This window comes from Streptococcus mitis, from assembly GCF_009496205.1.
Lineage (GTDB): Bacteria > Bacillota > Bacilli > Lactobacillales > Streptococcaceae > Streptococcus > Streptococcus mitis_BN.
The window spans coordinates 1-26542 of sequence record NZ_WIJO01000008.1; the positions used below are offsets into that span (position 1 = coordinate 1).

General features: G+C 41.9%; 20 protein-coding genes, 1 tRNA gene and 1 rRNA gene. 5 read left to right on the forward strand and 17 right to left on the reverse strand.

Annotation, left to right across the window (positions count from 1 at the left end; genetic code table 11):
* The 10 genes from GEZ85_RS02230 to argR form a co-directional block, all read right to left on the reverse strand.
* Positions 1–79: ribosomal RNA gene (locus tag GEZ85_RS02230) — 16S ribosomal RNA — on the reverse strand; the annotation flags it as partial.
* 241 nt (positions 80–320) lie between these two features.
* Positions 321–392: transfer RNA gene (locus tag GEZ85_RS02235), tRNA-Glu, on the reverse strand.
* 110 nt (positions 393–502) lie between these two features.
* Positions 503–937, reverse strand: a complete 435-nt coding sequence (locus GEZ85_RS02240; RefSeq protein WP_153209228.1) for a cytidine deaminase family protein — start codon at positions 935–937, stop codon at positions 503–505.
* A 13-nt stretch (positions 938–950) separates the two neighbouring features.
* A complete protein-coding gene (gene gltX / locus GEZ85_RS02245; RefSeq protein WP_045606631.1) occupies positions 951–2411 on the reverse strand; it encodes a glutamate--tRNA ligase in 1461 nt (486 codons plus the stop codon).
* Between the two features lie 127 nt (positions 2412–2538).
* Entirely contained in the window at positions 2539–3888 is a 1350-nt protein-coding gene (locus GEZ85_RS02250) for a glucose-6-phosphate isomerase (protein ID WP_000018268.1), read from the reverse strand.
* A 170-nt stretch (positions 3889–4058) separates the two neighbouring features.
* Positions 4059–4748: a gamma-glutamyl-gamma-aminobutyrate hydrolase family protein gene (locus tag GEZ85_RS02260; protein ID WP_000124770.1), complete on the reverse strand. Its 690-nt coding sequence runs from the start codon at positions 4746–4748 to the stop codon at positions 4059–4061.
* Positions 4749–4886: 138 nt separating this feature from the next.
* Entirely contained in the window at positions 4887–6653 is a 1767-nt protein-coding gene (gene patB, locus GEZ85_RS02265) for a multidrug efflux ABC transporter subunit PatB (protein ID WP_153209226.1), read from the reverse strand.
* 1 nt (position 6654) lies between these two features.
* The gene (gene patA, locus GEZ85_RS02270; RefSeq protein ID WP_153209223.1) at positions 6655–8361 is read right to left on the reverse strand and encodes a multidrug efflux ABC transporter subunit PatA; all 1707 of its coding nucleotides are present in this window, start codon (positions 8359–8361) and stop codon (positions 6655–6657) included.
* Positions 8362–8507: 146 nt separating this feature from the next.
* Positions 8508–11042, reverse strand: coding sequence for a DNA mismatch repair protein MutS (gene mutS / locus GEZ85_RS02275; protein ID WP_153209221.1), 2535 nt, complete (start codon positions 11040–11042; stop codon positions 8508–8510).
* A gap of 50 nt (positions 11043–11092) precedes the next feature.
* Positions 11093–11539, reverse strand: a complete 447-nt coding sequence (gene argR / locus GEZ85_RS02280) for an arginine repressor (protein WP_001231476.1) — start codon at positions 11537–11539, stop codon at positions 11093–11095.
* Between the two features lie 135 nt (positions 11540–11674).
* Here argR and argS point away from each other — a divergent pair, with 135 nt between their 5' ends.
* The 4 genes from argS (at position 11675) to galU (ending at position 16020) form a co-directional block, all read left to right on the forward strand.
* Entirely contained in the window at positions 11675–13366 is a 1692-nt protein-coding gene (gene argS / locus GEZ85_RS02285) for an arginine--tRNA ligase (RefSeq protein WP_153199340.1), read from the forward strand.
* A gap of 302 nt (positions 13367–13668) precedes the next feature.
* Positions 13669–13914 carry a MarR family transcriptional regulator gene (locus GEZ85_RS02290; protein ID WP_084925354.1) on the forward strand — a complete coding sequence of 82 codons (246 nt, stop codon included), beginning with the start codon at positions 13669–13671 and terminating at the stop codon, positions 13912–13914.
* Between the two features lie 168 nt (positions 13915–14082).
* Positions 14083–15099: an NAD(P)H-dependent glycerol-3-phosphate dehydrogenase gene (locus GEZ85_RS02295; RefSeq protein WP_153199343.1), complete on the forward strand. Its 1017-nt coding sequence runs from the start codon at positions 14083–14085 to the stop codon at positions 15097–15099.
* Between the two features lie 21 nt (positions 15100–15120).
* Complete coding sequence (gene galU, locus GEZ85_RS02300) at positions 15121–16020, forward strand: UTP--glucose-1-phosphate uridylyltransferase GalU (protein WP_084925357.1); 900 nt, start codon at positions 15121–15123, stop codon at positions 16018–16020.
* 171 nt (positions 16021–16191) lie between these two features.
* Here the strand turns inward: galU and GEZ85_RS02305 are convergent, their stop codons facing one another.
* The 6 genes from GEZ85_RS02305 to pbp1b form a co-directional block, all read right to left on the reverse strand.
* Positions 16192–16869 carry a rhomboid family intramembrane serine protease gene (locus GEZ85_RS02305; RefSeq protein WP_084925359.1) on the reverse strand — a complete coding sequence of 226 codons (678 nt, stop codon included), beginning with the start codon at positions 16867–16869 and terminating at the stop codon, positions 16192–16194.
* On the reverse strand, positions 16853–17392 hold the full coding sequence (locus GEZ85_RS02310; RefSeq protein WP_000834330.1) for a 5-formyltetrahydrofolate cyclo-ligase: 540 nt from the start codon (positions 17390–17392) through the stop codon (positions 16853–16855). The genes GEZ85_RS02305 and GEZ85_RS02310 overlap by 17 nt, the downstream gene beginning before the upstream one ends.
* Positions 17393–17403: 11 nt before the next feature.
* The gene (locus GEZ85_RS02315; protein WP_153199345.1) at positions 17404–18534 is read right to left on the reverse strand and encodes an N-acetyldiaminopimelate deacetylase; all 1131 of its coding nucleotides are present in this window, start codon (positions 18532–18534) and stop codon (positions 17404–17406) included.
* A 67-nt stretch (positions 18535–18601) separates the two neighbouring features.
* Positions 18602–19300: a 2,3,4,5-tetrahydropyridine-2,6-dicarboxylate N-acetyltransferase gene (gene dapD / locus GEZ85_RS02320; RefSeq protein WP_000127443.1), complete on the reverse strand. Its 699-nt coding sequence runs from the start codon at positions 19298–19300 to the stop codon at positions 18602–18604.
* 228 nt (positions 19301–19528) lie between these two features.
* Complete coding sequence (locus GEZ85_RS02325) at positions 19529–20440, reverse strand: DMT family transporter (RefSeq protein WP_153199347.1); 912 nt, start codon at positions 20438–20440, stop codon at positions 19529–19531.
* Between the two features lie 82 nt (positions 20441–20522).
* On the reverse strand, positions 20523–23006 hold the full coding sequence (gene pbp1b, locus GEZ85_RS02330) for a penicillin-binding protein PBP1B (protein ID WP_153209220.1): 2484 nt from the start codon (positions 23004–23006) through the stop codon (positions 20523–20525).
* A 141-nt stretch (positions 23007–23147) separates the two neighbouring features.
* Here pbp1b and tyrS point away from each other — a divergent pair, with 141 nt between their 5' ends.
* On the forward strand, positions 23148–24404 hold the full coding sequence (tyrS, locus tag GEZ85_RS02335; RefSeq protein ID WP_153209217.1) for a tyrosine--tRNA ligase: 1257 nt from the start codon (positions 23148–23150) through the stop codon (positions 24402–24404).
* Between the two features lie 76 nt (positions 24405–24480).
* On the opposite strand, the gene GEZ85_RS02340 is transcribed toward tyrS, so the two are convergent.
* Positions 24481–26541 carry a heavy metal translocating P-type ATPase gene (locus GEZ85_RS02340; RefSeq protein WP_084887282.1) on the reverse strand — a complete coding sequence of 687 codons (2061 nt, stop codon included), beginning with the start codon at positions 26539–26541 and terminating at the stop codon, positions 24481–24483.
* Position 26542: the final 1 nt, after the last annotated feature.

Here is a 26542-nt window from a genome sequence, read left to right on the forward strand (position 1 = left end):
TCCTCCTTCAGCGTTCTACTTGCATGTATTAGGCACGCCGCCAGCGTTCGTCCTGAGCCAGGATCAAACTCTCATTAAAAGTTTGAGTTCTCACTCATTTCTGTCACTGACAGATTTATTGTTTTTTCATTGTTCAGTACTACAACCTTAGTTGTAGTGCCCTGCACATTGGTTCGTCTTGTTCAGTTTTCAAAGGTCTTTGTCACTTACTTCTCTCAAGTGACAACTATATTAGTATATCACAGTCGCTTTCGCTTGTCAACACTTTTTTGAAACTTTTTTAATCTTTTTTCATCAAGTGCCTCAACCACAACATACCATAGTCCGTACGGGATTCGAACCCGTGTTACCGCCGTGAAAAGGCGGTGTCTTAACCCCTTGACCAACGGACCTGAGCTGTTATTTTCAACTCTTACTATTATACAGACTTTTTCAGACTTGTCAACAACTTTTTCTGTTTTTTTCAAATTAAGTAAAAAGAGCCAGAATTATACTGACTCTTCTATTGATTATTAAACTTAGAAGCACGTTCTTCTCCCCACCAATATGGGATTAGTTCTGCGACTTTCACTGTCTTTCTTGTATTGTAGTCCATCATGAATTCTGCTTCTTTATTTTCAACGTTCAACTCTAAGAGGAACTCTCTGCATGCGCCACAAGGCATACCCGAACTTCCACCATAAGGTGGTTGCTCTCGAAAGGCTAAGACTTTTTTAACCTTAGTTTGTCCCGAGAATTGGTACATATTGAAGAGTGCTGCCCGCTCTGCGCAGAGATGGAAAACACCACATGTTCCCTCCATACAGAATCCTGTAAATATTTGTTCATCTTCTGCTTCTACTGCGGCAACGACATGATTAGCATAAACAAAATCAGATACTTCATGTGGATTATACAATTTCTGTGCTTCTTCGTACATCTTTTCCCAGATGTCCATTATTGTACCCTTCTTACTTAGAGATTTCCTTTAACATATTTTCGATATGCTGGATTGATTTTTCACGTCCAAGCAAGAAAATTGTATCTGGTAATTCTGGTCCATGCATTTCACCTGAAACTGCGATACGAATAGGCATAAAAAGATTTTTTCCTTTAATACCTGTTTCTTTTTGAACAGCTTTGATTTGTGGGAAGATATTCTCTGTTACAAATTCATCATCTGTCATCGCTTCAAGTTTTGCTTTGAAGGCTTCAAGAACTGTTGGGACTGTTTCCCCCGCCATGACTTCGCGCTCTGCTTCTGTCAATTCTGGGAAATCTGAGAAGAAGAGATCTGTCAATGGGATAATCTCATCTACTGATTTCATTTGTGGTTTATAGAGCTCAACTAATTTTTCAGCCTTGTCAGTCAATCGACCTGCTTCTTCTAGGAATGGTTTTGCCATTTCAAAGATAGTTTCTAAATCTGCATTCTTGATATAGTCATTGCTCATCCAGTCCAGTTTTTTCTGGTCAAAGGCTGCTGGAGACTTGCTGAGTCGGTTTTCATCGAAAAGTTTAATGAGTTCTTCACGAGAGAAGATTTCATCTTCGCCACCTGGGTTCCAACCAAGAAGAGCAATAAAGTTAAAGACTGCTTCTGGAAGGTAACCTTTCTTTCGGTAATCTTCGATAAATTGAAGTGTATTAGTATCACGTTTAGATAACTTCTTACCAGTCTCAGAGTTGATAATCAAGGTCATGTGACCAAACTCTGGAGCTTCCCAACCAAGTGCTTCATAAACCATGAGCTGTTTTGGTGTATTAGCAATGTGGTCATCTCCACGGATTACGTGAGAAATTTGCATATCATGGTCATCGATGACAACGGCAAAGTTGTAAGTTGGGTAACCGTCTTTCTTTTGGATAACCCAGTCACCACCAATATTGCCACCTTCAAATTCGATATCACCTTTAACCATATCATGCCACTTGTAGATACCTGACTCATTGACCGCCAAACGAACTGTTGGAATGATACCAGCTGCTTCACGTTCTGCGATGTAAGCTGCTTTTTCCTCTTCACTCATACCAAGGTATTCGTTAATGTAGCGAGGTGTTTCACCAGCTGCTTCTTGGCGTTCGCGTTCAGTTGCCAACTCTTCTTCTGTAACGTAAGATTTGTAGGCTTTTCCTTCAACTAGCAATTGATCGATGTATTTTTGATACAAGTCCAAACGTTCAGACTGGCGGTAGTTTTCATGTGTTTCTGGACTTTCGTCCCAATCCATACCCAACCAACGAAGGTTTTCAAGTTGTGAACGTTCACCATCTTCGACATGGCGTTTACGGTCAGTATCTTCGATACGGATAATAAAAGTTCCACCGTGATGACGTGCATAAAGGTAGTTGAACAATGCTGTACGGGCATTTCCGATGTGTAGTAGTCCTGTTGGACTTGGTGCGTAACGTACGCGGATATCTTTTGACATAGTTTCTCCTATAAAGTCTCTAGGCGTCTGCCTTTTTGCTCTCTATATTATATCACAAGTCTTGGCTGAGGCCAATTTCTATGGATAAAGAGAGTAAAAAGAGTGGACAAGCCACTCTTTTCTTCTATTATAGACGTGCGTTAAGTTCTTTGCTCAATTCTTCAAATCCTGGTTTTCCAAGAAGGGCAAACATGTTACGTTTGTAAGCTTCAACACCTGGTTGGTCAAATGGGTTGATAGCATTCAAGTAACCTGAAAGGGCAATTGCCAATTCGAAGAAGTAGATAGTGTAACCAAGAGTGAAAGCATCTTGCTCTGGAAGAGTCACATACATGTTTGGTACATCACCATCTGTGTGGGCAAGAAGAACACCGTCAGTTGCTTTTTTGTTTACAAAGTCAACGTCTTTTCCTTGAAGGTAACCAAGTCCGTCAAGATCTTCTTCCAAGCTAGGAATAATCACGTTTTTACGAGGTTTGTCAACACGAACAACTGTTTCAAACATGATACGAGTTCCTTCTTGGATAAATTGACCAAGTGAGTGCAAGTCAGTTGAGAAGTTGGCTGAAGTTGGGTAGATACCTTTTTGGTCTTTTCCTTCTGATTCACCAGCCAATTGTTTCCACCATTCTGAGAAGTATTGAAGTGATGGCTCGTAGTTTACCAAGATCTCTGTTGCATAGCCTTTACGGTAAAGGATGTTACGAACTGCTGCGTATTGGTAAGCTTCGTTTTCAGAGATTTTATCTGAAGTGTAGTCTTTGCGAGCTGCATTCGCACCTTCCATAAGGGCTTTGATGTCAGCTCCTGATGCTGCGATTGGAAGCAAACCAACGGCTGTCAATACTGAGAAGCGTCCACCGATATCATCTGGAACAACAAATGTTTCCCAACCGTTAGCGTCTGCTTCAACCTTAACAGCACCTTTTTGGCGGTCAGTTGTTGCATAGATACGTTTGTTGGCTTCTTCTTGACCGTATTTCTTAACCAAGAGTTCTTTGAAGACACGGAAAGCAATCGCTGGTTCAGTTGTTGTACCTGATTTAGAAATCACGTTTACTGAGAAGTCTTTGTCTGCAACATACTCTACCAAGTCAGCAAGGTAAGTAGATGAGATTGAATTTCCTGCGTAAAGGATTTGTGGAGCCTTGCGTTCTTCTTTTGTTTGCAAGTTAGCAAAGTGGTGGTTCAAGAAGTCGATTGCTGCTTTCGCACCAAGGTAAGATCCACCGATGCCGATTACAACCAAAACATCGCTGTCTGATTTGATTTGCTCAGCAGCTTTCAAGATGCGGTCAAATTCTTCGCGGTCGTAGTTTTCAGGAAGGTCCAACCATCCCAAGAAGTCGCTACCAGCACCAGTTCCTTTACGGATCAATTCATCTGCTGCTGTTACTTGTGATTGCATGTATTCCACTTCATGTGGTGCAACAAATTTGTCTAAAACTTTTGAATAATCAAATTTAATATGTGACATGTTATTCCTCCAATATTTCTTCTTTTCTATCATAACGCTTACCTTCGTTTTTTTCAAGTTTTTTTGTCGAATTTCTCCAATTTTTATCAGAATTCAAACGTTTGCGTAAAAATCCCACATTCCAAAAATTTTGAAAAAATAAAAGAAAGAACGACTAGATGTTCCAGTCGTTACAGTTCATTCAATAAATATTCAAATAATTCTAAATTGCCATCTTCTTCATTGACCAGAAACTCTGGATGCCACTGCAAACCGATAATGCGGTGCTCATCGATAGACTCAATCGCTTCGATGGTTTGGTCTCTTGGATCAATAGCAGTTACACGGAAATTAGGTGCCAAATCTTTAATACTTTGACGATGAACTGAGTTAACCTGACTTTCTTTTCCAAATAGCTTAGCCACCACGCTTCCTTCTACTGTCTCAATAGAGTGAGATGTTCCGAAAGGTAGGCCTTGCCAGTGGCCTTCGATTTCTTGATTGAGGGTTCCGCCAAAGGCAACATTGACAAGTTGGACACCGCGACAGATTGCCATAATTGGTTTATTCTGGCGGAGAGCTTCCTTTAAGAGGGCCAGTTCAAACTCATCACGAACCAGATTGTAATCATCGCTCTCGATGGTCTTTTTCTCTCCATAAAATTGAGGATGGACATTTTGACCGCCTGTCAAGATAAGTTTGTCAATCATTTCTACATAATCGCGTACAACTGACTCATCACCAACAGGAATGACTAAAGGGAGACCACCGACTTGACGAATGCTCTCTGCGAATCTACAAGATACAGATGAATGAATGTTTTTACCTTCTGCGTCTACGGGACATAGATTTGCAGCAACTCCTACAACCGTTCTAGCCATGATGCCTCTCCTTTCGAATATTAACGATAGTCCTATCATATCACTCAAAATGCCTTTCGTCTAATATGTTTTTTTTAAGTTTGTGATAAATATTTTTTATGGACAAGAAAAAGCTGCCCACATAGGACAACTTCTTTCTTATTCAAAGACAAATTGATTGTGATAGAGTTCTGAATAGAAGCCACCTAGTTTCAAAAGTTCATGGTGGTTACCGCGTTCAATGACTTCTCCATCTTTGAGGACAATAATCTGATCAGCATTGAGAATGGTTTTCAAGCGATGGGCAATAACAAAACTGGTTCTACCTGCTACAACTGCCTCCATGGCATGCTGAATCTTGCTTTCTGTCACCGTATCTACGTTTGAAGTTGCTTCATCGAGAATGAGAACTTCTGGATCTGTCATCAGGGTTCGAGCGATAGAAATCAATTGTTTTTGTCCTGTCGAGAAGATGCTTTGATCATCATCGATAAGGGTATCGTATTTGTCAGGTAAGCTTTCGATATAGTCGTGAATGTGGGTTGCCTTGGCTGCTGCCTCAACCATTTCTTGACTAGCATCTGGCACACCGAAACGGATATTGTCTCGAATCGTTCCTCTAAATAAGACCGAATCCTGCAAAACAATTCCCACCTTACTTCTGAGACTATCTAAATCATAGTCACGGATGTCTTTGCCGTCAAAATAAATACCACCAGCATCAACATCATAAAAGCGATTGATGAGGTTCATAATAGTCGTTTTCCCTGACCCTGTCGGACCAACAACTGCTGTCATCTGGCCTTTAGGGGCAGAAATGCTGACATCTTTCAAAATAGGTTTATCAGGTAGGTATGAAAAATCAATATGACTAATTTCAACACCTTCTTGCAACTTAGTGAAGATTGGAGCCTTTTCAGGTCGGATTTCTTCCTCTGCGTCAAACATTTCCTGAATCCGTTCAGCACCTGTAAAGGCTAACTGAAGGCTTCCCCAACTAGCTGCAACTTGAATAATAGGCTGGTAGTACTGCTGTGAAAATTGGGCAAACATAACAATCAAACCTAAGGCTGTACTTGTTTCAATAGACTTATCATTCAAAAGTACAGCTGAACCAGCAAAGATGACGATAGCTGTATTAACCAGGCTCATCCCATTCATGACAGGGAAAAGAATTCCTGAGAACATTCTTCCTTTAAAGGTTGCCTTGCGCACGCGCTCATTTTGTTCAAGAAATCCTGCCATCATATCCTTTTGAATTCCTTGCACAATCACGGCTTTTTGGCCTGAGATACTCTCATCCATATAGGCGTTGAGTTTCCCTACCTCTTTTTGCTGGAGGTTGGTGTATTTGCGTGCCATTTTTACGATGAAAATCAGCATAAGGAAGGCAACTGGTGTGCTGGCAATGGTGATGAGGGCCAGGGTCACATTTCTCGAAAACATGACAAGAATCAGACCGATGTATAAAACAATATTGCTCATGACCTGAATCAAGCTTTCGTTAAAAGCTTGGAGGATATTATCCAAATCACTGGTAAAACGAGACAGGATATCGCCATCTTGTCGGCGGTCAAAGAAAGAAACCGTCAAGCGAGCAAGCTTACCGAAGAGGCCTTTGCGCATCTCGTTGGTCGATTCTGCAATCACGCGCGTCATGAGACACATGTATATCACACTGGAGATAAATAGAACCAAAACTAGCAGACCAAGATTGACCATGATTCCTGATAGGCTTTGCCAAACAAGTTCTGGATTGCCATTTTGATAAGCTTGAACTAAATTAGCTAACTCTGTTACCGCTTGTCCAGAAAATACCGGAAAGAGAGCTTGGGCAAGAGTCGCCAGAACAATCATCAGGATAACAACTACAAATGATAGCTTATAGACTTTAAAATAATTCCAAAAAAATTGAACTGTCTTCATTTTACTCCTCCTTTCCTTTCTGTGTTTCGTAGATTTCACGGTAAACAGTATTATTGGCAACCAAGTCTGCATGCGTACCTTGACCAATCAATCGTCCTTGATCTAGAACCAAGATTTTATCTGCATGAACAACCGAGCTAATCTTTTGCGCGATGATAATGGTTGTTGTTCCCTTCAAGTCCTTATTCAAGGCTTCTTGAACCAGGCGCTCTGACTTAGCATCCAAGGCCGAGGTCGAATCGTCAAAAATCAGAATACGTGGATTGCTGACAATCCCACGCGCAATCGACATCCTTTGCTTTTGCCCACCTGAGAAATTGGTTCCCCGTTCCTCAACTGGACTTTCAAAGGTTTTCTCCATACGATGAATGAATTCACTAGCCTGGGCAATGTTGGCTGCGCGCTCCATTTCAAATAGAGTAGCATCTCCCTTACCCTGTCTCAAGTTATCTGCAATCGTCCCACTAAAGAGAATGGCACGTTGGAGAACGATAGAAACTGTTTTACGCAGGGTTCCTTCACTCACTTCTCGAATATCCTTGCCTCCGATTTTGATAGCCCCTTCCTGTGGGTCAAAGAGACGTGGAATCAGTTGAGCCAAGGTTGATTTTCCTGCACCAGTCGCTCCAACGACACCAACCATTTGACCAGGTTCAATAGTAAAGCTCACATCTTTCAGCATCGGTTCCTTGTCCATTGGATAGGTAAAAGTCACATTTTCAAAGCTAAGACTGCCGACCAACTCTTCATCTGGGACATCCTTGAAGGTCATGGCTGGCTCTGCGTCAAGAATTTCTCGAATACGACGCATAGAAATCATGGCACGACTGACAGAATTTCCCAAAAATCCAACCATAACAATGGTAAAGATAATCTGGCTTAGGTAATTGACAAAGGAAGCAATGGAGCCAACAACTGACGGATCCGACTGAACCATTCCTGCAACTAGCCAAATAGAGAGGAAAACCGTCCCGTAGCCGACTAACATCATAAAGGGTTCCACTACTGAAAAGGCATAACCAATGTAAAGGTTTTGACCAAGAAGCTCGTCTGATACCTCTGTAAACTTAGCAAACTGCTCTTTTTCTTGGACAAAGGACTTGACCACACGAACACCGCGCAGATTTTCCTTGGCAATGGCATTGATGCGTTCAAGAAGGGTTTGAAACTTGGCAAAACGAGGCCCCATCATTCCCATCATGACAGCAGTCAAGGCAAAAATCAAGACTACCATGAGAACAATCACCCACCACAGTGAAGGTAAGGTTTGAACCGCCAGGATAAACGAACCGATGAATAAGAGGGGAAGTCTGAAAAGAATTTGGAAGGTCATCATGACGACGTTCTGAATCTGGTTGATATCATTTGTCATTCGAACGACTAGATTTCCCGCATTAAATTGTTCAATATTGGCATAAGAAAAGGTTTGGATTTTACGGAAGGCATCCTCTCGAAGGTCAGATGAAACTCCTTGGGCAATATAGGCTGCAAGGACAACATTGAGGCCACCAGCAACCAGACCGACCACGGCCACACCAATCAACCAAGCCCCGATACTATAAATAGCTTCATATTTTCCAGTAAGGAGGGCGTCTAAGACTTCCTGCAGATAACGCGGTTGCAAAAGTGAACTAGCAACCATCAAGCCTGTCATCAGTAGCGAGGCCAGGGCTTGCCACTTATAGGTTTTTATTTTCTGAATCAGCATACTTTCTCCTTAAAAAATAGACAAAAGGGAGCGACAATGCGTCAGCTCCTTCTCATTCTGTTTGTGTGATGTTATTCTAGCAAAAAAGTGGGGACTTGTCAAAGAAGTATCCTTGATACAGCTAGAATGATCAGCAATTCTTGGATTTATAGTTTCTGTTTTAACTCTACTAAGACATTCATAGCCTGCATAGGTGTCATGTTGTAAATGTCCAGTTTAGATAATTCTGCTAGGATAGGATGTTCTTCTGCCCTATCAAAGAGTGAAATTTGTTCTGAGACGGAACTTGTTTGCCTCATTGGAGCAGGACTTTCTGTATCCTGACTCTCTAACTGAGTCAAAATCTTATCCGCTCTTGCTAGGAGATCTGCTGGCAAACCAGCAATCTTGGCAACATGGATACCGTAGGATTTATCGGCTGGGCCTGGTTCAATCTTATGAAGGAAAGTGACCTGTCCATCCTGCTCTAAGGTTGCCACGTGGACATTGACCAAGTGTTGTAAACTAGACTCCAGACTAGTCAACTCATGGTAGTGGGTTGCAAAGAGGGTCTTGGCTCCGATATGTTCATGGATGTATTCGATGATGGACTGAGCAAGAGCCATACCATCATAAGTTGCAGTTCCCCGTCCCAATTCATCAAAGAGAATCAGAGAGTTCTTGGTCGCATGCGAAATGGCATTGTTGGCCTCCATCATCTCCACCATAAAGGTTGATTGGCCTGAAACCAAATCATCGGCTGCTCCGATACGGGTAAAGATCGCATCAAAAATCGGTAAATGGGCACTTTCTGCCGGTACATAGGAACCCATCTGGGCCATAATCGCCGTCATGGCTAACTGACGCATATAGGTTGACTTCCCGCTCATGTTGGGCCCTGTAATCAGTTGAATACTGGTATCTTCTGCCATCTGAATCGTATTAGGAATATAGGTCTGAGCCCCCATGACCTTTTCAACGACAGCATGGCGCCCTTTCTGGATATCAATCCGCGAATCATCTCCGAATTCAGGTCGAATCAAATGCTGGGTTTCAGCCACAACTGCTAGACTCTGTATGACATCAACTGTCGCAATTCCTTGGGCTAGAGCTTGTAAACGTTGGATGTACTTGCTGACCTCTTCACGAATGCGCATAAAAATTTCATACTCTAGGTTAGCTGACTTCTCACGCGCCTCCAGCATATCTCCCTCGATACGGGCTAATTCTTCGGTTCCAAAGCGTTCCGAGTTTTTCAGCGTCGCCTTGCGGAAAAAGTGTGCTGGAACATTTCCCAGTTGCGAATTGGTCACATGGAAATAGTAGCCATCCTTTTTATTGTAGTCAATCTTAAGCGTGCTGATACCAGAGTTTTCTCGCTCCTTAGCCTCAATTTCAGCAATCCAGCCAGTCCCTTCTCTGAGAACGCGACGGTACTTGTCTAAAGTCTCATCAAATCCAGTGCGGATAATGCCACCTTCTGTAATCACATGAGGAGCTTCAGGAGCAATCGCTGCGCTAATCAAACTCTCCAACTCAGGGATTCCATCCAGTTGTTCTATAAGATAAGCTAGAGCAGGTTGCTCCATGCCTTCTAAAATCGCACGAATCCGTGGCACACTAGACAAGGTGGTCGCCAACTGCAAGAGATCCTTGGGATTGGTTTTTCCAAAAGAAACACGACTAGCCAAGCGTTCGATATCATAGACACCCTTGAGGCTGTCTGTCAAATCACTGCGCTCAAAGAAATGGTCGAGAAAGACCTGCACCACCTCTTGACGTTGGACGATTCGTTCCTTATCAATCAAGGGACGATGGATCCAAGACCGCAAGAGACGCATTCCCATAGCCGTCTTGGTTTCATCCAAAAGCCAGAAAAGACTTCCTTGTTTCTTACCTGAGCGAGCATTCTCAACCAAATCCAGACTAGCCTTGGTCGCATAATCCATCTGCAAGAAATCCTTGATTTCATAGCGGATAACAGGCTTGAGGTGGTTCAATTCTCTCATCTGAGTCCGATGGACATACTGGAGCAACTTACTAGATGCCGCTTGCTCCACAGCTGCCAATCGTGAATCCAGTAAATGAAGGTCTTCAAAACCTTCTTTTTCATAGGAAAGCACCAGATTCATCTGACGACTAAGGATTTGTTCTTCTTCCTCAGACAAGTCATAACCCAGCACCACTTCTCGAGCCTTGAGATTACGGATTTCCCCACAAACCAGCGTGAAATCCAAAAGACCTGTCACATAAAAGTCACCCGTTACCAGGTCCATATAAGCGAGGCCAAATTGACTGCCATCACGGTCTATGGCAACCAAGAAATTGTTCTGACTGTCCGGCTTACTACTGTCGACCACTGTCCCTGGCGTAATGACCTGAACAACCTCTCGTTTCACAACTCCAACAGCTTGTTTAGGATCTTCCATCTGCTCTGCGATAGCTACCTTATAGCCCTGCTCAATCAAGACATCAATATACTGCTGGGCAGAATGATAGGGGACACCCGCCATAGGAATCGGATTGTCCGCATTCTTGTTGCGACTCGTTAAGGAAATTTCCAGAATCTGCGCAGCATTGACCGCATCCTCATAAAATAATTCATAAAAATCACCCATCCGAAAGAGCAAAAAAGCATCTGGATATTGCTTTTTAATATCCACATACTGTTGCATGCCGGGTGATAGCTTTTCTGTCGCCATTTTCCGTCTCTCCTTGTCAAAAATAAGTCTTGAGAGCAACTCCCAAGACCTTACTTATCTTTCATCAAATCTAGCAAACGATCTTCCATGAGTTTGGCAACGTGCTGGTCTCGACAAATGACCAATAAGGTATTGGCACCAGCAACTGTTCCTAAAATCCATTCATCCTTGTTTGCATCTACAATATTTGCCAAAACAGAGGCTTCGCCCAATTTGGTATGAAGTACCAAGGTAAACTCTGCTCTTGCAACGCCTTCTAAATGATGAGACAAAAATTCCACCAAATCAATCTTTTCTGTCTCATTTGCTAGTACATAATACACCATATCATTTTTCTTGACCTTGGTCAAGCCGATTTCGCGCAAATCACGAGACAGGGTTGTCTGCGTCACAAAAACATTGTGCGCCTCCAACCGATCTTGAATTTCTTTTTGTGTACTTAATTTCTCCTCAGTAATCATTTTTTTTATTAACTGATGACGATCTCTTTTTCTCATAAAATCCTCTTATATGCATATTTATAACTAATTTTATAACTATATTATACCAAAAAAATAGGAGATTTCAAAAATTTTTTCTTCTTTCTTTAAAATTGTGATAAAATAGTAGAAAAGTCCAAAAAGGAGCTCTTAATGAATACAAAAGAATTGATTGCTAGCGAGTTGGCTAGCGTCATTGATAGCCTGGACCAAGAGGCTATTTTAAATTTACTGGAAACCCCTAAAAACTCAGAAATGGGAGACATTGCTTTCCCTGCTTTTTCTCTTGCAAAAGTCGAACGTAAAGCACCTCAAATGATTGCGGCTGAACTGGCTGAAAAAATTAACAGCCAAGCCTTTGAAAAAGTTGTTGCAACAGGACCTTACGTCAACTTTTTCCTTGATAAATCTGCCATTTCTGCTCAAGTATTGCAAGCTGTTATCACTGAAAAAGAACACTATGCTGACCAAACTATTGGCAAACAAAAAAATGTTGTTATCGACATGTCTAGTCCCAATATTGCTAAACCATTTTCTATTGGTCACCTACGTTCAACTGTTATCGGAGATAGCTTGTCACATATTTTCCAAAAAATCGGTTATCAAACAGTCAAGGTCAACCATTTGGGAGACTGGGGTAAACAGTTTGGGATGCTGATTGTTGCCTACAAAAAATGGGGTGACGAAGAAGCTGTAAAAGCTCATCCAATCGATGAACTCCTTAAACTCTATGTCCGCATCAACGCTGAAGCTGAAAATGACCCTAGCTTGGATGAAGAAGCACGCGAATGGTTCCGTAAACTTGAAAATGGAGATGAAGAAGCTCTCGCTCTTTGGCAATGGTTCCGTGATGAAAGTTTGGTGGAATTTAACCGCCTTTACAATGAATTGCAAGTCGAATTTGACAGCTACAATGGAGAAGCCTTCTACAACGATAAGATGGATGCAGTTGTAGACATTCTTTCTGAAAAAGGCCTTCTTGTTGAATCAGAAGGTGCCCAAGTTGTGAATCTTGAGAAATATGGAATTGAACACCCAGCCCTCATCAAGAAATCTGATGGTGCAACTCTCTACATCACACGTGACTTGGCTGCAGCCCTTTACCGTAAAAACGAATACCAATTTGCTAAATCTATCTACGTCGTTGGTCAAGAGCAATCTGCCCACTTTAAACAACTCAAGGCTGTCTTGCAAGAGATGGGCTATGGCTGGAGTGACGACATTACTCACGTTCCTTTTGGTTTAGTTACAAAAGAAGGGAAGAAACTCTCTACTCGTAAAGGGAATGTCATCTTGCTAGAGCCTACTGTTGCAGAGGCTGTTAGTCGTGCCAAAGCCCAAATCGAGGCTAAAAATCCTGAACTTGAAAACAAAGACCAGGTAGCGCATGCTGTTGGGGTTGGGGCCATTAAATTCTATGACCTTAAGACTGACCGTACAAATGGATACGACTTCGACCTAGAGGCCATGGTATCCTTCGAAGGTGAAACTGGACCTTATGTTCAATATGCCTACGCTCGTATCCAATCTATCTTACGCAAAGTCGATTTCAAACCTGAAACAGCTGAAAAATATAGCTTGAATGATACTGAAAGCTGGGAAATCATTAAACTCATCCAAGACTTCCCACGTATTATCAACCGTGCGGCGGATAACTTTGAACCTTCTATCATTGCTAAATTTGCAATTAGCCTGTCTCAAGCCTTCAACAAGTACTATGCACATACACGTATCTTGGATGATAGCCCCGAACGCGACAGCCGTCTAGCTCTCAGCTACGCAACTGCAGTCGTTCTCAAAGAAGCCCTTCGCTTGCTTGGAGTAGAAGCGCCAGAGAAGATGTAAATCGCCAAAGTTACTTGATTGCAGAGCAATCTAAGTAACTAACGCCAAATCCTATTCGGACTTTGGCTAGGCGCTTCACTAGTTTTAGGACATAAATATGATTGATTTATGTCCTAAAACGTCGTAATCTTCAAGTTACTTGATTGTAAAACAGTCTAAGTAACTAAGACCAAATCCTATACGTAATTAGGTTTAGAGGTCTATCAAAAATCTTATCAAGTTTTGCTGACTTGTTCTGCTATTTTAGATCCACTAAATCGATTTATTCACTACTACTTCTTTATCATACAGGGAGATTTCCTATGAGCCAATATGCTTATGTCCTCGTTGTGATTAGCTTGGTTTTCCTTTTTCTGCTCAATAAGTACGAGAAGGAGAGACTGCAAAAACTCTACCAAGAACAACTTTTAAAGGATGAAACATTCAGGTCTAACATCAAAGAAAAAATTCATACGACTGAAAATATCAATGATGTCATTGCTTACATCAATAAAACTTACCATCTGGGAATGTTGCTATCAAAAGACATTACAGATCAATTGAAATAAACCTAGTTATTCTTTAAGGAATATCAAAACCGAGACTAAGAGTTTATTACTTAGGCTCGGTTTTTGTATATTTTTCAAGCAACAAAGCCATCACTCCCCAGCAATGCAAGTGCAAAATCCTCTAGAATATGATAGAATAATGGAAAGGACTCTATTAAGGAGGAAATCATGGAAAAACAAACCGTCGCCGTCTTGGGGCCTGGATCTTGGGGAACTGCCCTTTCACAAGTCTTAAATGACAATGGACACGAGGTACGTATTTGGGGAAATCTTCCCGAGCAAATCAATGAAATTAATACCTATCATACTAACAAGCACTACTTTAAAGATGTCGTTCTAGATGAAAATATCATTGCCTACACTGACTTAGCAGAGGCATTAAAAGATGTGGATGCGATTTTATTTGTTGTCCCAACAAAAGTGACACGACTTGTTGCCCAACAAGTTGCAAAAACCTTGGATCATAAGGCTATCATCATGCACGCTTCAAAGGGATTAGAGCCTGATAGTCATAAACGATTATCAACCATCCTTGAAGAAGAAATTCCTGAACATCTCCGCAGTGATATTGTCGTTGTTTCAGGACCTAGTCATGCGGAAGAAACCATTGTTCGTGACCTGACTTTAATCACTGCTGCTTCTAAGAATTTACAAACAGCTCAATACGTTCAGGAGCTCTTTAGTAATCACTACTTCCGACTTTATACTAATACGGATGTTATCGGGGTTGAAACTGCTGGTGCTCTTAAAAATATTATTGCTGTCGGTGCTGGAGCTTTACATGGTTTGGGATTTGGTGACAATGCCAAGGCAGCCATCATCGCTCGAGGCTTGGCAGAAATTACCCGCCTAGGAGTAGCACTCGGGGCCAGTCCATTGACCTATAGTGGCTTGTCTGGTGTAGGAGACTTGATCGTAACGGGAACCTCCATCCACTCTCGTAACTGGAGAGCCGGAGATGCTCTTGGTCGTGGAGAATCTCTAGCTGATATCGAAGCCAATATGGGCATGGTGATTGAAGGAATTTCAACGACTCGAGCAGCCTATGAACTAGCGCAAGAACTTGGAGTCTATATGCCGATTACACAAGCCATTTACCAAGTTATTTACCACGGAACTAATATCAAAGATGCCATTTATGACATCATGAACAATGAATTTAAGGCAGAAAATGAGTGGTCTTAACTCTCTAAAGAAAGGATTCTTATGACATCAAAAGTTAGAAAGGCAGTCATCCCTGCCGCTGGACTCGGGACTCGATTTTTACCAGCAACCAAAGCACTTGCTAAAGAAATGTTGCCAATTGTGGACAAACCAACTATCCAGTTTATCGTGGAAGAGGCTCTCAAATCAGGTATTGAAGATATTCTGGTTGTCACTGGTAAATCAAAACGTTCTATTGAAGACCACTTTGACTCAAACTTTGAGCTTGAGTACAACCTCAAAGAAAAAGGCAAACACGACTTGCTAAAATTGGTAGACGAAACAACTGGTATGCGCCTTCATTTCATCCGCCAAACTCACCCTCGTGGTCTTGGAGACGCTGTCTTACAAGCCAAAGCTTTTGTAGGAAATGAACCTTTTGTTGTTATGCTGGGTGATGACCTTATGGACATTACTAACGACAAGGCTATCCCATTGACAAAACAACTGATGAATGATTACGAAAAGACACATGCATCAACCATTGCTGTCATGCCCGTACCACACGAAGACGTTTCATCATATGGAGTTATCGCTCCTCAAGGTGAAGGGATTAATGGTCTCTACAGCGTTGAAACTTTCGTTGAAAAACCAGCTCCAGAGGAGGCTCCAAGTGATCTAGCTATTATCGGTCGTTATCTGCTCACACCAGAAATTTTTGAGATCCTCGAAAATCAAGCTCCTGGTGCTGGAAATGAGATTCAGCTTACTGATGCAATCGATACTCTCAATAAAACACAACGTGTTTTCGCTCGTGAATTTACAGGAGCTCGTTACGACGTTGGGGATAAATTCGGCTTTATGAAAACATCTATTGACTACGCCCTCAAGCACCCACAAGTCAAAGATGACTTTAAAGATTACCTCATCCAACTTGGAAAAGAATTAGCTGAGAAGGAATAATACTCTTCGAAAATCTCTTCAAACCACGTTAGCTTCACCTTGCCGTACTCAAGTACAGCCTGCGGTTAGCTTCCTAGTTTGCTCTTTGATTTTCATTGAGTATAAAACAAAAAAAGATAAGGTTCAAAAATGCCTTATCTTTTTTCATTACACAACTATTATTATAAGCTCTCACAACCCCATTCCCTTGTAGAAAAGTAACACTGCGAGTCCTACGAATAACACTACCCCTCCTAACCTCTGGCTGGTACTATACATCCGTCTTTCTCCTCGAACTGGAAAGATAATTGCTAGAAATGCTCCACCAACTGCTCCCCCGATATGGCCTGCTAGGCTGATTCCTGGAATCAGAACGCTTCCAATAATATTAACCACAAAAAGTGTCAGATAGGATTGCCCCAACTGCTGGATATAAGGATTACGCGTTGCATAGCGAAGAACAATAATTGCAGCAAATAGCCCATAGAGAGAAGTAGAAGCTCCTGCTGCTAAGGTTTTTGGACTAAATACAAAAACAAAGAGATTACCCATCATTCCTGATAAAAGATAGAGAAAGAAAAACTTCTTGGATCCGAAAATTTCCTCTACTTGCCTACCAAGATAATAGAGCGAAAGCATATTAACAATGAAATGCTCCCAACCAATATGAACAAAAATGGCAGAGAAGAGACGCCAAACCTGCTCAGGAAAGAGGCGAATAGCTGGCCCATACATGGCTCCAAATCGAAATAATGTATCCGCCCTGTCAAAGTTTCCACCTGTAGTCACCAACATTAGTAGAAATACCAAGGCCGTCACTAAGAGGAAGAAACTCGTTACAGGGTAACGTCTATCAAAGATTTCCTTCATCAATCAGAACCTCCTGAACAGGAATATCATGCTTTTCAGGGATAAAGTCCTGAATTTGACAAAGATAGATCGTACTCAAAGTATGACCAGAAAAATGTTCTAGATAGCGGTCGTAATAACCTCCACCATATCCAATCCGATATCCTTTCGTCCTAAAAACCAAGCCAGGAACATGAATCAAATCAATCTGAGATGCATCCACTACTTCCAAATCTCCCTGTGGTTCCAGTAAGCCAAAGGAAGTTTTGACCAGTTGTTGCGGATCATAGACCACAAAGTCCATGCGCCCCTTGGGATAGGTTTTGGGTATCAGAACCTTTTTGCCGTCCTTCAGCGCCTGCTCAATCAGTTCCTGCGTTTGAAACTCATGAGGAAAAGAGAGGTAGGTTGCGATGATCTTAGCTTCTTGGTAGAAGGGATGTTCCAAAAATTGATCCGTTAAAGCTTGATCCATAGCCTGTTTTTGCTCTCGAGGTAAATCCTTCATTTCGTGCAAGACTTGCTTACGTAATTCCGATTTCATAGACAAGCCCTCTACTCTGCTGCCTTCTTTTTCAGGAAACTAGAGACCGCATCCACCCCAATAGCTAATGCTTCTTCCTTAGGACTCATCTGAGGGTGATGAAGAGCATAGGGACTATCAATACCTAGCCAGAACATAACGCCATCAACTTTTGAAAGGAGATAACCAAAGTCTTCACCTGTCATAGCAGGCTCGATATCAATCAACTCGATTCCCTCTTTTTCTTCAAAGAAGTCCATCAGTTCACGCGCCAAGGCTGGATGGTTCTCAACAGGCAGGTAACCACCTTGTTTGAGTTCCACTTCGACTTCCATACCAAAGGCAGCTGCAACTCCTTCTGCAACTGTTTTGACCCGCTTTTGTACCAAGAGACTCATGTCCTGAGTCAAGGCCCGAATAGTTCCATGCAAAAAGGCTGTGTCTGTTATAACATTGTTGGTTGTTCCAGCCTGAAAAACGCCAAAAGTCACCACTGCTCCCTCGATTGGATTAACATTGCGGCTGACAACTGACTGTACTTGGGTCACAAAGTAACTAGCAGCCACCAAGGCGTCATTAGCTTCATGTGGAAAGGCTGCGTGGCCACCTTTGCCTTTGAAACGGATCTTCACCTCACAAGTCCCTGCAAAGAGTGTATGAGTATTGGTCGCAATCTGACCAACCTTCAAATCTGGCCTAACATGAAGGCCATAAAATTGATCTGGTAGCCAATCTCCAAAAGCCCCGTCCTCATACATAAGCATACCACCTGCTTCATTTTCTTCAGCAGGTTGAAACAGAAAGAGCAGATTATTCTTGGGTTGCTCTTCAAGGGCGCGCTCTAGACAGCCCAAGGCAATAGTCATGTGGAAATCATGGCCACAAGCGTGCATACGACCTTGATGTTGAGAAGCGAAAGGAAGGTCTGTTTGTTCGACGATAGGCAGGCCATCAATATCTGTTCGCCAACCAATGGTTCGCTCTGGTTGACTTCCCTGCAAATAAACCAAAATCCCTGTCCGCCAAGTTCGAATTTGGACAAAATCCTTACCTACAGTCAATTTTTCAATCACATCCAGCAAATAAGCATGAGTCTTAAACTCCTCCAAGCCAATCTCTGGAATCTGGTGCAAATCTCGTCTAGTCTGAATCAAATCTAACATCTATCTATCCTCCGATATAGCAGAAAGAGGCTGGAAGAAGGGTTCCGCCTCTTTATTACTTTTACAATTATAAGGTACGAAGCGCATCCTCTAGCGCTGTTTTTTGTTGGGTTTGGGCATCAATCTCTTTGATAATACGAGCTGGAACACCTGCTACCACAACGTTTTCTGGGACATCTTGGGTAACAATGGCTCCTGCTGCGACAACTGAACCACTACCGATTTGGACCCCTTCGATAACCACTGCGTTGGCACCGATGAGAACATTGTCTCCAACACGGACTGGTTCTGCGCTAGCTGGCTCAATCACACCTGCAAGAACGGCACCTGCACCAACGTGACTGTTTTTCCCAACAATAGCACGGCCACCAAGGATAGCCCCCATGTCAATCATAGTTCCTGCACCAATTTCAGCACCGATATTGATAACTGCTCCCATCATGATAACAGCATTGTCACCAATTTCAACTTGGTCACGGATAATAGCACCTGGCTCGATACGAGCATTGATAGCACGTTTGTCTAGCAAGGGAACTGCAGAATTACGAGCATCTTGCTCAACAACATAGTCTTGATTTTCTACCAAACCATCGAGAAGAGGAGCCACATCTTTCCAGTCTCCAAATAGGACATTTCCTAGTTTAACAACAGAGCTAGGTACAGCAGTTGCAAGTTCCCCCTCAAAGGTTACTTTCACACTGGTTTTCTTTTCAGCATTGGCGATAAATTGGATAATTTCTTGAGCGTTCATTTTTGTAGCAGTCATAGGCGCCTCCTAGTTCATTTTAATGATACCTATTCTACCAAAAAAGGCCTCAAATTTGAAGCCTTTTTGTTTGTTTTTAGGTATGATTTTTAGGGATGTGAGATAAAACGTGCTGTCGGTAAAAGCAAGCCCTTACCGATACAACCTAAAAACACTCTTCACAACTATCTCCCCGTGTTTTATTGACTATTCTAGTATAGCACACTTTTAGAATTAAGAAAAGACTTTTTATTTACTTTCTTTCGCTTCTTCTACCGATAGGAAAATCATAGGCAAAATAATCAAGGCCATAGCTAGAAGAAGGGACCAATCCACTACCAAGCCTAAAAACAAAACACTCAAAAGGGCAGAAGAGAGAGGTTCACTGGCACTGATAACGGAAACCACCAAGGGAGAAACCAAGGACACAGCCTTCATGGAAATGAAAAAGGCAAAAGCCGTTCCAAAGAAAGCGATAATGAGACAAATCAAGATACTCCAAATATCAGGAGTAAAGGAAAGCTGATAAACCGGCGAGAGGACATTGCTAAATAAACCTGCCAAAATCATCCCCCACCCAACCGTGGGTACAAACCCATAACGCTTAGCAAAAGGTTGAGGTAAGATAACATTAAACATGACCCCCATGGCGCTCAGCAAACCCGTCACAAGTGCTAGCGGTGTCATGGATAATTGAGAGAGATCTCCCTTTGTCGCCATCAAGCAAACACCCAACATGGCAACCAAAACATAAAAAATAGCGCTTTTTGACGCTCGTTTTTGATAAACCAAGCGATTGTAAAAGAGGATAAAGACAGGACTGATAAACTGTAAAATAGTTGCTGTCGCTGCATTTGAGTATTCTACACAGAGATAGAAAAAATACTGAACTGAAAAAATCCCCAAAATAGCATAGGCTAAAAAGGGTAGGTAATTTTTCTTATCTCGCCAAATATCTAGCACTTGCGATTTTAATTGTATTGCAGACCAAATGAGCACAAGACTCCCTGCCAGTGTCAAACGCATAGAGGTAATCCAGCCCGAAGACACCTGGTAATGAGTAAAGAAATACTCTCCTAGAATCCCACAAATTCCCCATATTAAGCCGGATAGGAGCGAATAAATAGTTCCTTTAACAATCTTTTTCTGATACTGATTCATACCTTTATTGTAACACGAAAGGAAAAAAGAAAAAAGTGGCAATCCATTGATTAGCCACTTCATTTAGAAAAGTTTAAAGAACTTATCGTCTCGCCCTTGAAGAAGAAGGTCTAGTAGCGCTTGAATTGCTACTATTGTTAGAACTACTACTTGAACTGCTATTTGAACTAGTACTTGAGCTAGAAGGAGTTGGCAATGTGCTAACGATGCTTGACCAAGCGTTTTGGTAATCTGCTTCACTTCCTCCAATAGCAAAGTGATAGCTTGTCGTAGGAGCTCCCGCCGTATTAGCCCAATAGCTCGTTACAGTAGAACCTGAAAGATCAACTGTTTTTCCATTAACGGATACTTTGCCAGGCTTCTGCCCTGTAGATCTGAGGACCTGAGACTGGGTCACACTAGAATCAAGATTAAAGCGTTCATTGCCCCAAACACCAGGCTCAGCCTGTTGGATAGCGTTGACCAAGTAAGCCATATATTTGGCATTTCGATAATGCCCAGCCCCCTTAGCCATTGGGCGGTTATCATCATGCCCTAGCCAACCACCTAGAGTCAATCTTGGTGTTGACAGCATGAGCCACATATTTTCATCTTCATTAGTTGTACCAGTCTTACCAATCCAGTCTGCACGAGCTAAGCTTGAATTGATGGAAGCCAAATCCGTTTGGAAACTTGAAGTGATCCGAGATGAAATCACCTCACGAAGCAAACTCTGCATAATTGTTGCCGTTGCCTTCGAGTACACTTGAACTGGTTTGTCTTGGAATTCATAGATTACCCTACCGTCAGGTGATTCAATCTTAGAAATCACATGTTTCTGATGGTAAACACCGTTATTAGCAATTGTTTGATAACCATTGGTATGCTGGGCAACTGTGACTTCAATCCCACCACCCATAGGCAGACTTTCGATACCGTACTCCGGAATCTCGTAACCCATTTTCTCCATGTAACCCTTGACATCCACACCCTTCTCACGTAGCATGCGATAGGTCCAATAGGCTGGGATATTCCACGAATAGTTCAAGGCTTCACCCAAAGTCATCATGCCTGTACCTGGACTATTTACATACATGATAGGATTGCCATTAGAGAATTTTGTCGGATAATTGGACAAGATACTAGCGCTACCCATCAAGCCTTGGTCAATGGCAATACCGTAGGCCAATAAAGGCTTGGTTGTAGAGGCTGGCGAGCGCTTAGTGTCAAAGGCGTGATTGTTTTGGTTTATTTGGTAATTACGACCACCAACAAAGCCTAGAACAGCCCCCGTTTTATTGTCCATCAAAACATTCCCTACTTCAGGCTGGCCAGTCGAATCATCTACCAAACGACCGTAGTTAGCAACTGCATTTTGCATGGCAGTATGGATTTTTTTATTGATTGTTGTCGTGATTTTATAGCCACCGTTACTTAGTTCCTGCTCAGCTCGCTCATGATAGGCCTTTTGAACTGCTTCCTTTTTCAACTCCTGACTAGAGACATTGTCCTGTTGAACTAAATAATCATACATACGGTCTGTCGCTTCAGCCATAGCCGTAAAGTAAAGGTAATCCCTCGAAACAGCATTGATAGTTCCTGATGGCAAAAAATCTTGTTTGAGATTATAATCCTTGTACTGGTCGTATTCTTCCTGAGTCAGAGCACCCGTACGGTACATGTTGTAGAGAACATCCTTGGCCCGCTTCAAACCAAGTTTTAAGTCTTCATCACTCTTTAACTCTCCAGTATTTTCATAAGGGGAATAAGTAATCGGACTCTGTGGCAAACCTGCTAAGAAAGCGGCTTGAGGAATACTTAACTTGTTGGCATCGATACCGAAAATCCCTTCAGCAGCTTGCTGGGCACCTGCAATATTCTGCCCTTTATGATTTCGACCAAAGGGAGCAACATTGAGATAAGTCGTCAAAATTTCATCCTTGCTCATGCTGCGTTCCAAGGCAAGGGCATCGACAATTTCTGTAGCCTTACGAGCCAAAGTCGGAGCATCTCCGACCACTTGTTGCTTGATTAACTGTTGGGTCAAGGTCGAGCCACCGCTAGATGAGCCCAAGCCTGCAAAGGTTCCCAAAGTCGCCCGAATCACAGCTTTTGGTACAACCCCTTTATGTTCAAGAAAATGTTCATCCTCAGTTGCAACGATAGCCTTTTTGAGATTGTCCGATATTTCCTCAGATGAGACAGAAGTTCTCAGTAGGTCACTCTCAATAGATGCAATGACACTCCCATCTGCGTAAACAATTTCTGAGATGGAAGAAATATTTTTAACCTGCTTGACCAAGTCCTCCGCTTGGGGAACCTTGGCCTTGTCAAACAAAGCAACTCCATAACCAAGAGCTACACCAGCACCAAAAAGTCCACCGATAAAGCCTAGAATAAAGAGAGTATTCAAAATTCCCTTAATAGCAACTAAAATGCTACCTAGGATAGCCAGAACTTTCCCACCTGTCCCATCCGACTTCTTCTCTTCTGAGACTTTCTCTGATTTTCTATGATTTATTTTTGATTTTACTAGCTGGAAAAATTCCAGCATTTTTCGTTTTAATTCATTTAATTGATTTTGCATGGATTTCCTCACTTTATCTATTATACCATAAAAGGTAAACTTTCAATAAAATAGCCACTTTCTTCCCTATTCTGCTAGGCTATTGCCCAAGTTTGTGATACAATAGGTAGAAACAATAATTTTAAAAAGGAGAAAAGACACATGCACATTTTTGATGAGCTAAAAGAGCGTGGTTTGATTTTTCAAACGACTGATGAAGAAGCTTTACGTAAAGCCCTAGAAGAAGGTCAAGTTTCTTATTATACTGGCTACGATCCAACTGCTGACAGCCTTCACCTAGGCCATCTTGTCGCAATCTTGACAAGTCGTCGCTTGCAACTAGCAGGTCACAAACCTTATGCGCTCGTTGGCGGTGCTACAGGTCTCATCGGAGATCCGTCCTTCAAAGATGCTGAACGTAGTCTCCAAACAAAAGACACAGTAGATGGCTGGGTCAAGTCTATCCAAGGACAACTTTCTCGTTTTCTTGACTTTGAAAATGGTGAAAATAAAGCTGTCATGGTCAACAACTACGACTGGTTTGGCAGCATCAGCTTCATTGATTTCCTCCGTGATATCGGAAAATACTTTACTGTCAACTACATGATGAGCAAGGAGTCTGTGAAAAAACGGATTGAAACAGGAATTTCATACACTGAGTTTGCCTACCAAATCATGCAAGGTTACGATTTCTTCGTTCTTAACCAAGACCACAACGTAACGCTTCAAATCGGTGGTTCTGACCAGTGGGGAAATATGACAGCTGGTACTGAATTGCTTCGTCGTAAGGCTGACAAGACAGGCCACGTTATCACTGTTCCACTGATCACAGATGCAACTGGTAAGAAATTTGGTAAATCAGAAGGAAACGCAGTCTGGCTCAATCCTGAAAAGACTTCTCCATACGAAATGTACCAATTTTGGATGAACGTTATGGACGCTGACGCTGTTCGCTTCTTGAAGATCTTTACTTTCTTGTCACTTGATGAGATTGAAGACATCCGTAAACAATTTGAAGCAGCTCCACACGAACGCTTGGCTCAAAAAGTCTTGGCTCGTGAAGTCGTTACACTCGTTCACGGCGAAGAAGCCTACAAAGAAGCCCTCAACATCACTGAGCAACTCTTTGCAGGAAACATCAAGAATCTTTCTGTTAAAGAGCTCAAACAAGGACTTAGTGGTGTACCAAACTACCAAGTACAAGCAGACGAAAACCACAATATTGTGGAACTACTCGTCTCATCTGGTGTAGTTAACTCAAAACGCCAAGCCCGTGAAGATGTCCAAAACGGAGCTATCTACGTAAACGGTGACCGCATCCAAGACCTTGACTATGTCTTAAGTGACGCAGATAAGCTTGAGAACGAACTGACTGTTATCCGTCGCGGTAAGAAAAAATACTTTGTATTGACTTACTAAACTGTTCAACATTTACCTATAAAAAAGGAGTTAACCTCGAGAAAGGTAACTCCTTTTTGCTGTTAATAGTCCCCACCTATCCCTTAATAGACAGGCTACGCAGTACAATACGTAAGGTTGTTAGATTATGTAAGATAGAGAGATTTGAAGGACTGAGCCAATTAAACAAGCCAAAGCCAATCAAACTACTATTTACGACAACGGTATCTTGAATATTCTTCTTGATGAGTGTTTGCAAAGATGATGATAGCGAATCCAACTCTTGGAAGAAATCCAAGCGATTATCTAACAATAAGATATCACTCATCTGCTTAGAAATATCTGCACTCTCATTCATCACCACACCGATATCTGATAGGGTTAGAGCCGCTGAGTCATTCAAGCCATCTCCAACCATCAAAATAGTGTGACCTGCTTTCTGCAGTTCCTCTACTAACTCAAATTTTCCATCAGGTTTCAAGTCTGTATAGACCTGATCAAAGGGCAAATCTTTGACTAATTCCTCTGTTCTAACCAAGGTGTCCCCTGTTGCCAGAATCAATTTTTTTCCTTGTGCCTTAAGTTTCTCCAAGGCTGCTTTTGCTTCTTTTCTCAAAGGAGTATGAATGCAGAACATTCCAATCAATTCATTCTGATAAGCCAAGAATAAGAGATTGTAGTGACTCTTGTACTCTTCAATTAAAGCATTTTGTTCTGAACTGATATGAATCTGTTCATCCTGCATCAAGACATAATTCCCAATAAGAACTGGTTGCCCATCTATATGAGATTTAATCCCCTTGCTTGCGATATATTGGAGTTTCCCATGCATTTCCTCATGTTCAATTCCCTCTATCTCAGCTTGCTTGACGATAGCATTAGCAATAGGATGATAAATGTGTTCCTCAAGACAGGCACTGATTCTGAGAATATCTTCCTCACTATAGTCCCCAAAAGGTAACACCTTTTCAACTATAGGATAACTAGTTGTGATTGTTCCCGTCTTATCAAACAAGAAAGTATCAACTTCCAGATATTTCTCCAGAACATCCCCATCCTTAATCACCATTTCACGGTTCAACCCCTCCTTGATAGCTGTCAAATAAGCTACAGGAGTAGAGATTTTCAAAGCGCAGGAGAAATCGACCAATAGGAAAGAAATAGCCTTAGAAAAAGAACCTGTTAATAGGTAAGTCAGACCAGCCCCCAAGAAATTATATTTGACGACCTTATCCGCCATCTTGATGAAATAGCGTTGTTTCGTTTTCTTGTTTTCTTCAGATTTCTTCATCAACTCAATCAGCTGTAAAATCCGGCTGTTCATCTGATTATCGGTTACACGAATGCGTAACTCTCCAGTTTCCAATACTGTATTTGCACAAACCAAATCAGACTCTCTTTTTTCAACTGGAAAACTCTCTCCTGTCAAGGAACTTTCGTTGACCATACCTAAACCTGAAACTACTTGTCCATCAAACAGAATTTCATTTCCTTGAGATAGGACCAAGACATCTCCTATTTGAACATCGGAACTCTTGATACTAACAACCGTATCCCCCTGTACTAGAAATACATCGCTCTCTTTTGCAAGAAGGCTTTGTTCTAAATCTGTTGCAGTTTTTTTCAAGGACCACTGATCTAAATGATTCCCCAAATCAAGCATAAACATGATATTGCTAGCTGTCTTGGATTGGTTCATAAACAAGGACAATAAAATCGCCGAACAGTCCAAGACCTCCATCGTTAGTTCCTTACGCGCTAGTGTTTGATAGGCTTCTCTAATATAGCCAAAAGCCTGATAACAAGTCCATATATAGCGAATAGGGTACGGCACAAAACTACGAAAAAGTATACGCTTAATCGCTGCACCTGAAACAATAGAATAAGCACTCTCTTCTCTACGAATGGGAAGAGTCATCAACTCAGAAACTTTCCCTTTATCAATTCTTTTTAAAAAGGCTTCTGCATTATCTAATACAGAAAAGCCTTCTTTTATGCGTAGAGTAAAGTGCTGTTGATCCATGTAAAACTGGATAGACTCAATCCCCTTTTCATCTCTCGCCAAGGAACGAAGATAGTCTTGAATATCCAAGGTGAGTGAAAAAGAAGATGATAGTCGGATATGTTGGTATCCTCTATGTAGCACTTTAAAAGACATA

Coding starts and splice junctions, on each gene's coding strand:
- GEZ85_RS02260 (WP_000124770.1), bottom strand. CDS start 4,748: ATGGCTAGAACGGTTGTAGGAGTTGCTGCAAATCTATGTCCCGTAGAC.
- GEZ85_RS02240 (WP_153209228.1), bottom strand. CDS start 937: ATGGACATCTGGGAAAAGATGTACGAAGAAGCACAGAAATTGTATAAT.
- argS (WP_153199340.1), top strand. CDS start 11,675: ATGAATACAAAAGAATTGATTGCTAGCGAGTTGGCTAGCGTCATTGAT.
- patA (WP_153209223.1), bottom strand. CDS start 8,361: ATGCTGATTCAGAAAATAAAAACCTATAAGTGGCAAGCCCTGGCCTCG.
- argR (WP_001231476.1), bottom strand. CDS start 11,539: ATGAGAAAAAGAGATCGTCATCAGTTAATAAAAAAAATGATTACTGAG.
- gltX (WP_045606631.1), bottom strand. CDS start 2,411: ATGTCAAAAGATATCCGCGTACGTTACGCACCAAGTCCAACAGGACTA.
- mutS (WP_153209221.1), bottom strand. CDS start 11,042: ATGGCGACAGAAAAGCTATCACCCGGCATGCAACAGTATGTGGATATT.
- galU (WP_084925357.1), top strand. CDS start 15,121: ATGACATCAAAAGTTAGAAAGGCAGTCATCCCTGCCGCTGGACTCGGG.
- GEZ85_RS02340 (WP_084887282.1), bottom strand. CDS start 26,541: ATGTCTTTTAAAGTGCTACATAGAGGATACCAACATATCCGACTATCA.
- pbp1b (WP_153209220.1), bottom strand. CDS start 23,006: ATGCAAAATCAATTAAATGAATTAAAACGAAAAATGCTGGAATTTTTC.
- GEZ85_RS02290 (WP_084925354.1), top strand. CDS start 13,669: ATGAGCCAATATGCTTATGTCCTCGTTGTGATTAGCTTGGTTTTCCTT.
- GEZ85_RS02315 (WP_153199345.1), bottom strand. CDS start 18,534: ATGTTAGATTTGATTCAGACTAGACGAGATTTGCACCAGATTCCAGAG.
- GEZ85_RS02310 (WP_000834330.1), bottom strand. CDS start 17,392: ATGAAATCGGAATTACGTAAGCAAGTCTTGCACGAAATGAAGGATTTA.
- tyrS (WP_153209217.1), top strand. CDS start 23,148: ATGCACATTTTTGATGAGCTAAAAGAGCGTGGTTTGATTTTTCAAACG.
- GEZ85_RS02250 (WP_000018268.1), bottom strand. CDS start 3,888: ATGTCACATATTAAATTTGATTATTCAAAAGTTTTAGACAAATTTGTT.
- patB (WP_153209226.1), bottom strand. CDS start 6,653: ATGAAGACAGTTCAATTTTTTTGGAATTATTTTAAAGTCTATAAGCTA.
- dapD (WP_000127443.1), bottom strand. CDS start 19,300: ATGACTGCTACAAAAATGAACGCTCAAGAAATTATCCAATTTATCGCC.
- GEZ85_RS02325 (WP_153199347.1), bottom strand. CDS start 20,440: ATGAATCAGTATCAGAAAAAGATTGTTAAAGGAACTATTTATTCGCTC.
- GEZ85_RS02295 (WP_153199343.1), top strand. CDS start 14,083: ATGGAAAAACAAACCGTCGCCGTCTTGGGGCCTGGATCTTGGGGAACT.
- GEZ85_RS02305 (WP_084925359.1), bottom strand. CDS start 16,869: ATGAAGGAAATCTTTGATAGACGTTACCCTGTAACGAGTTTCTTCCTC.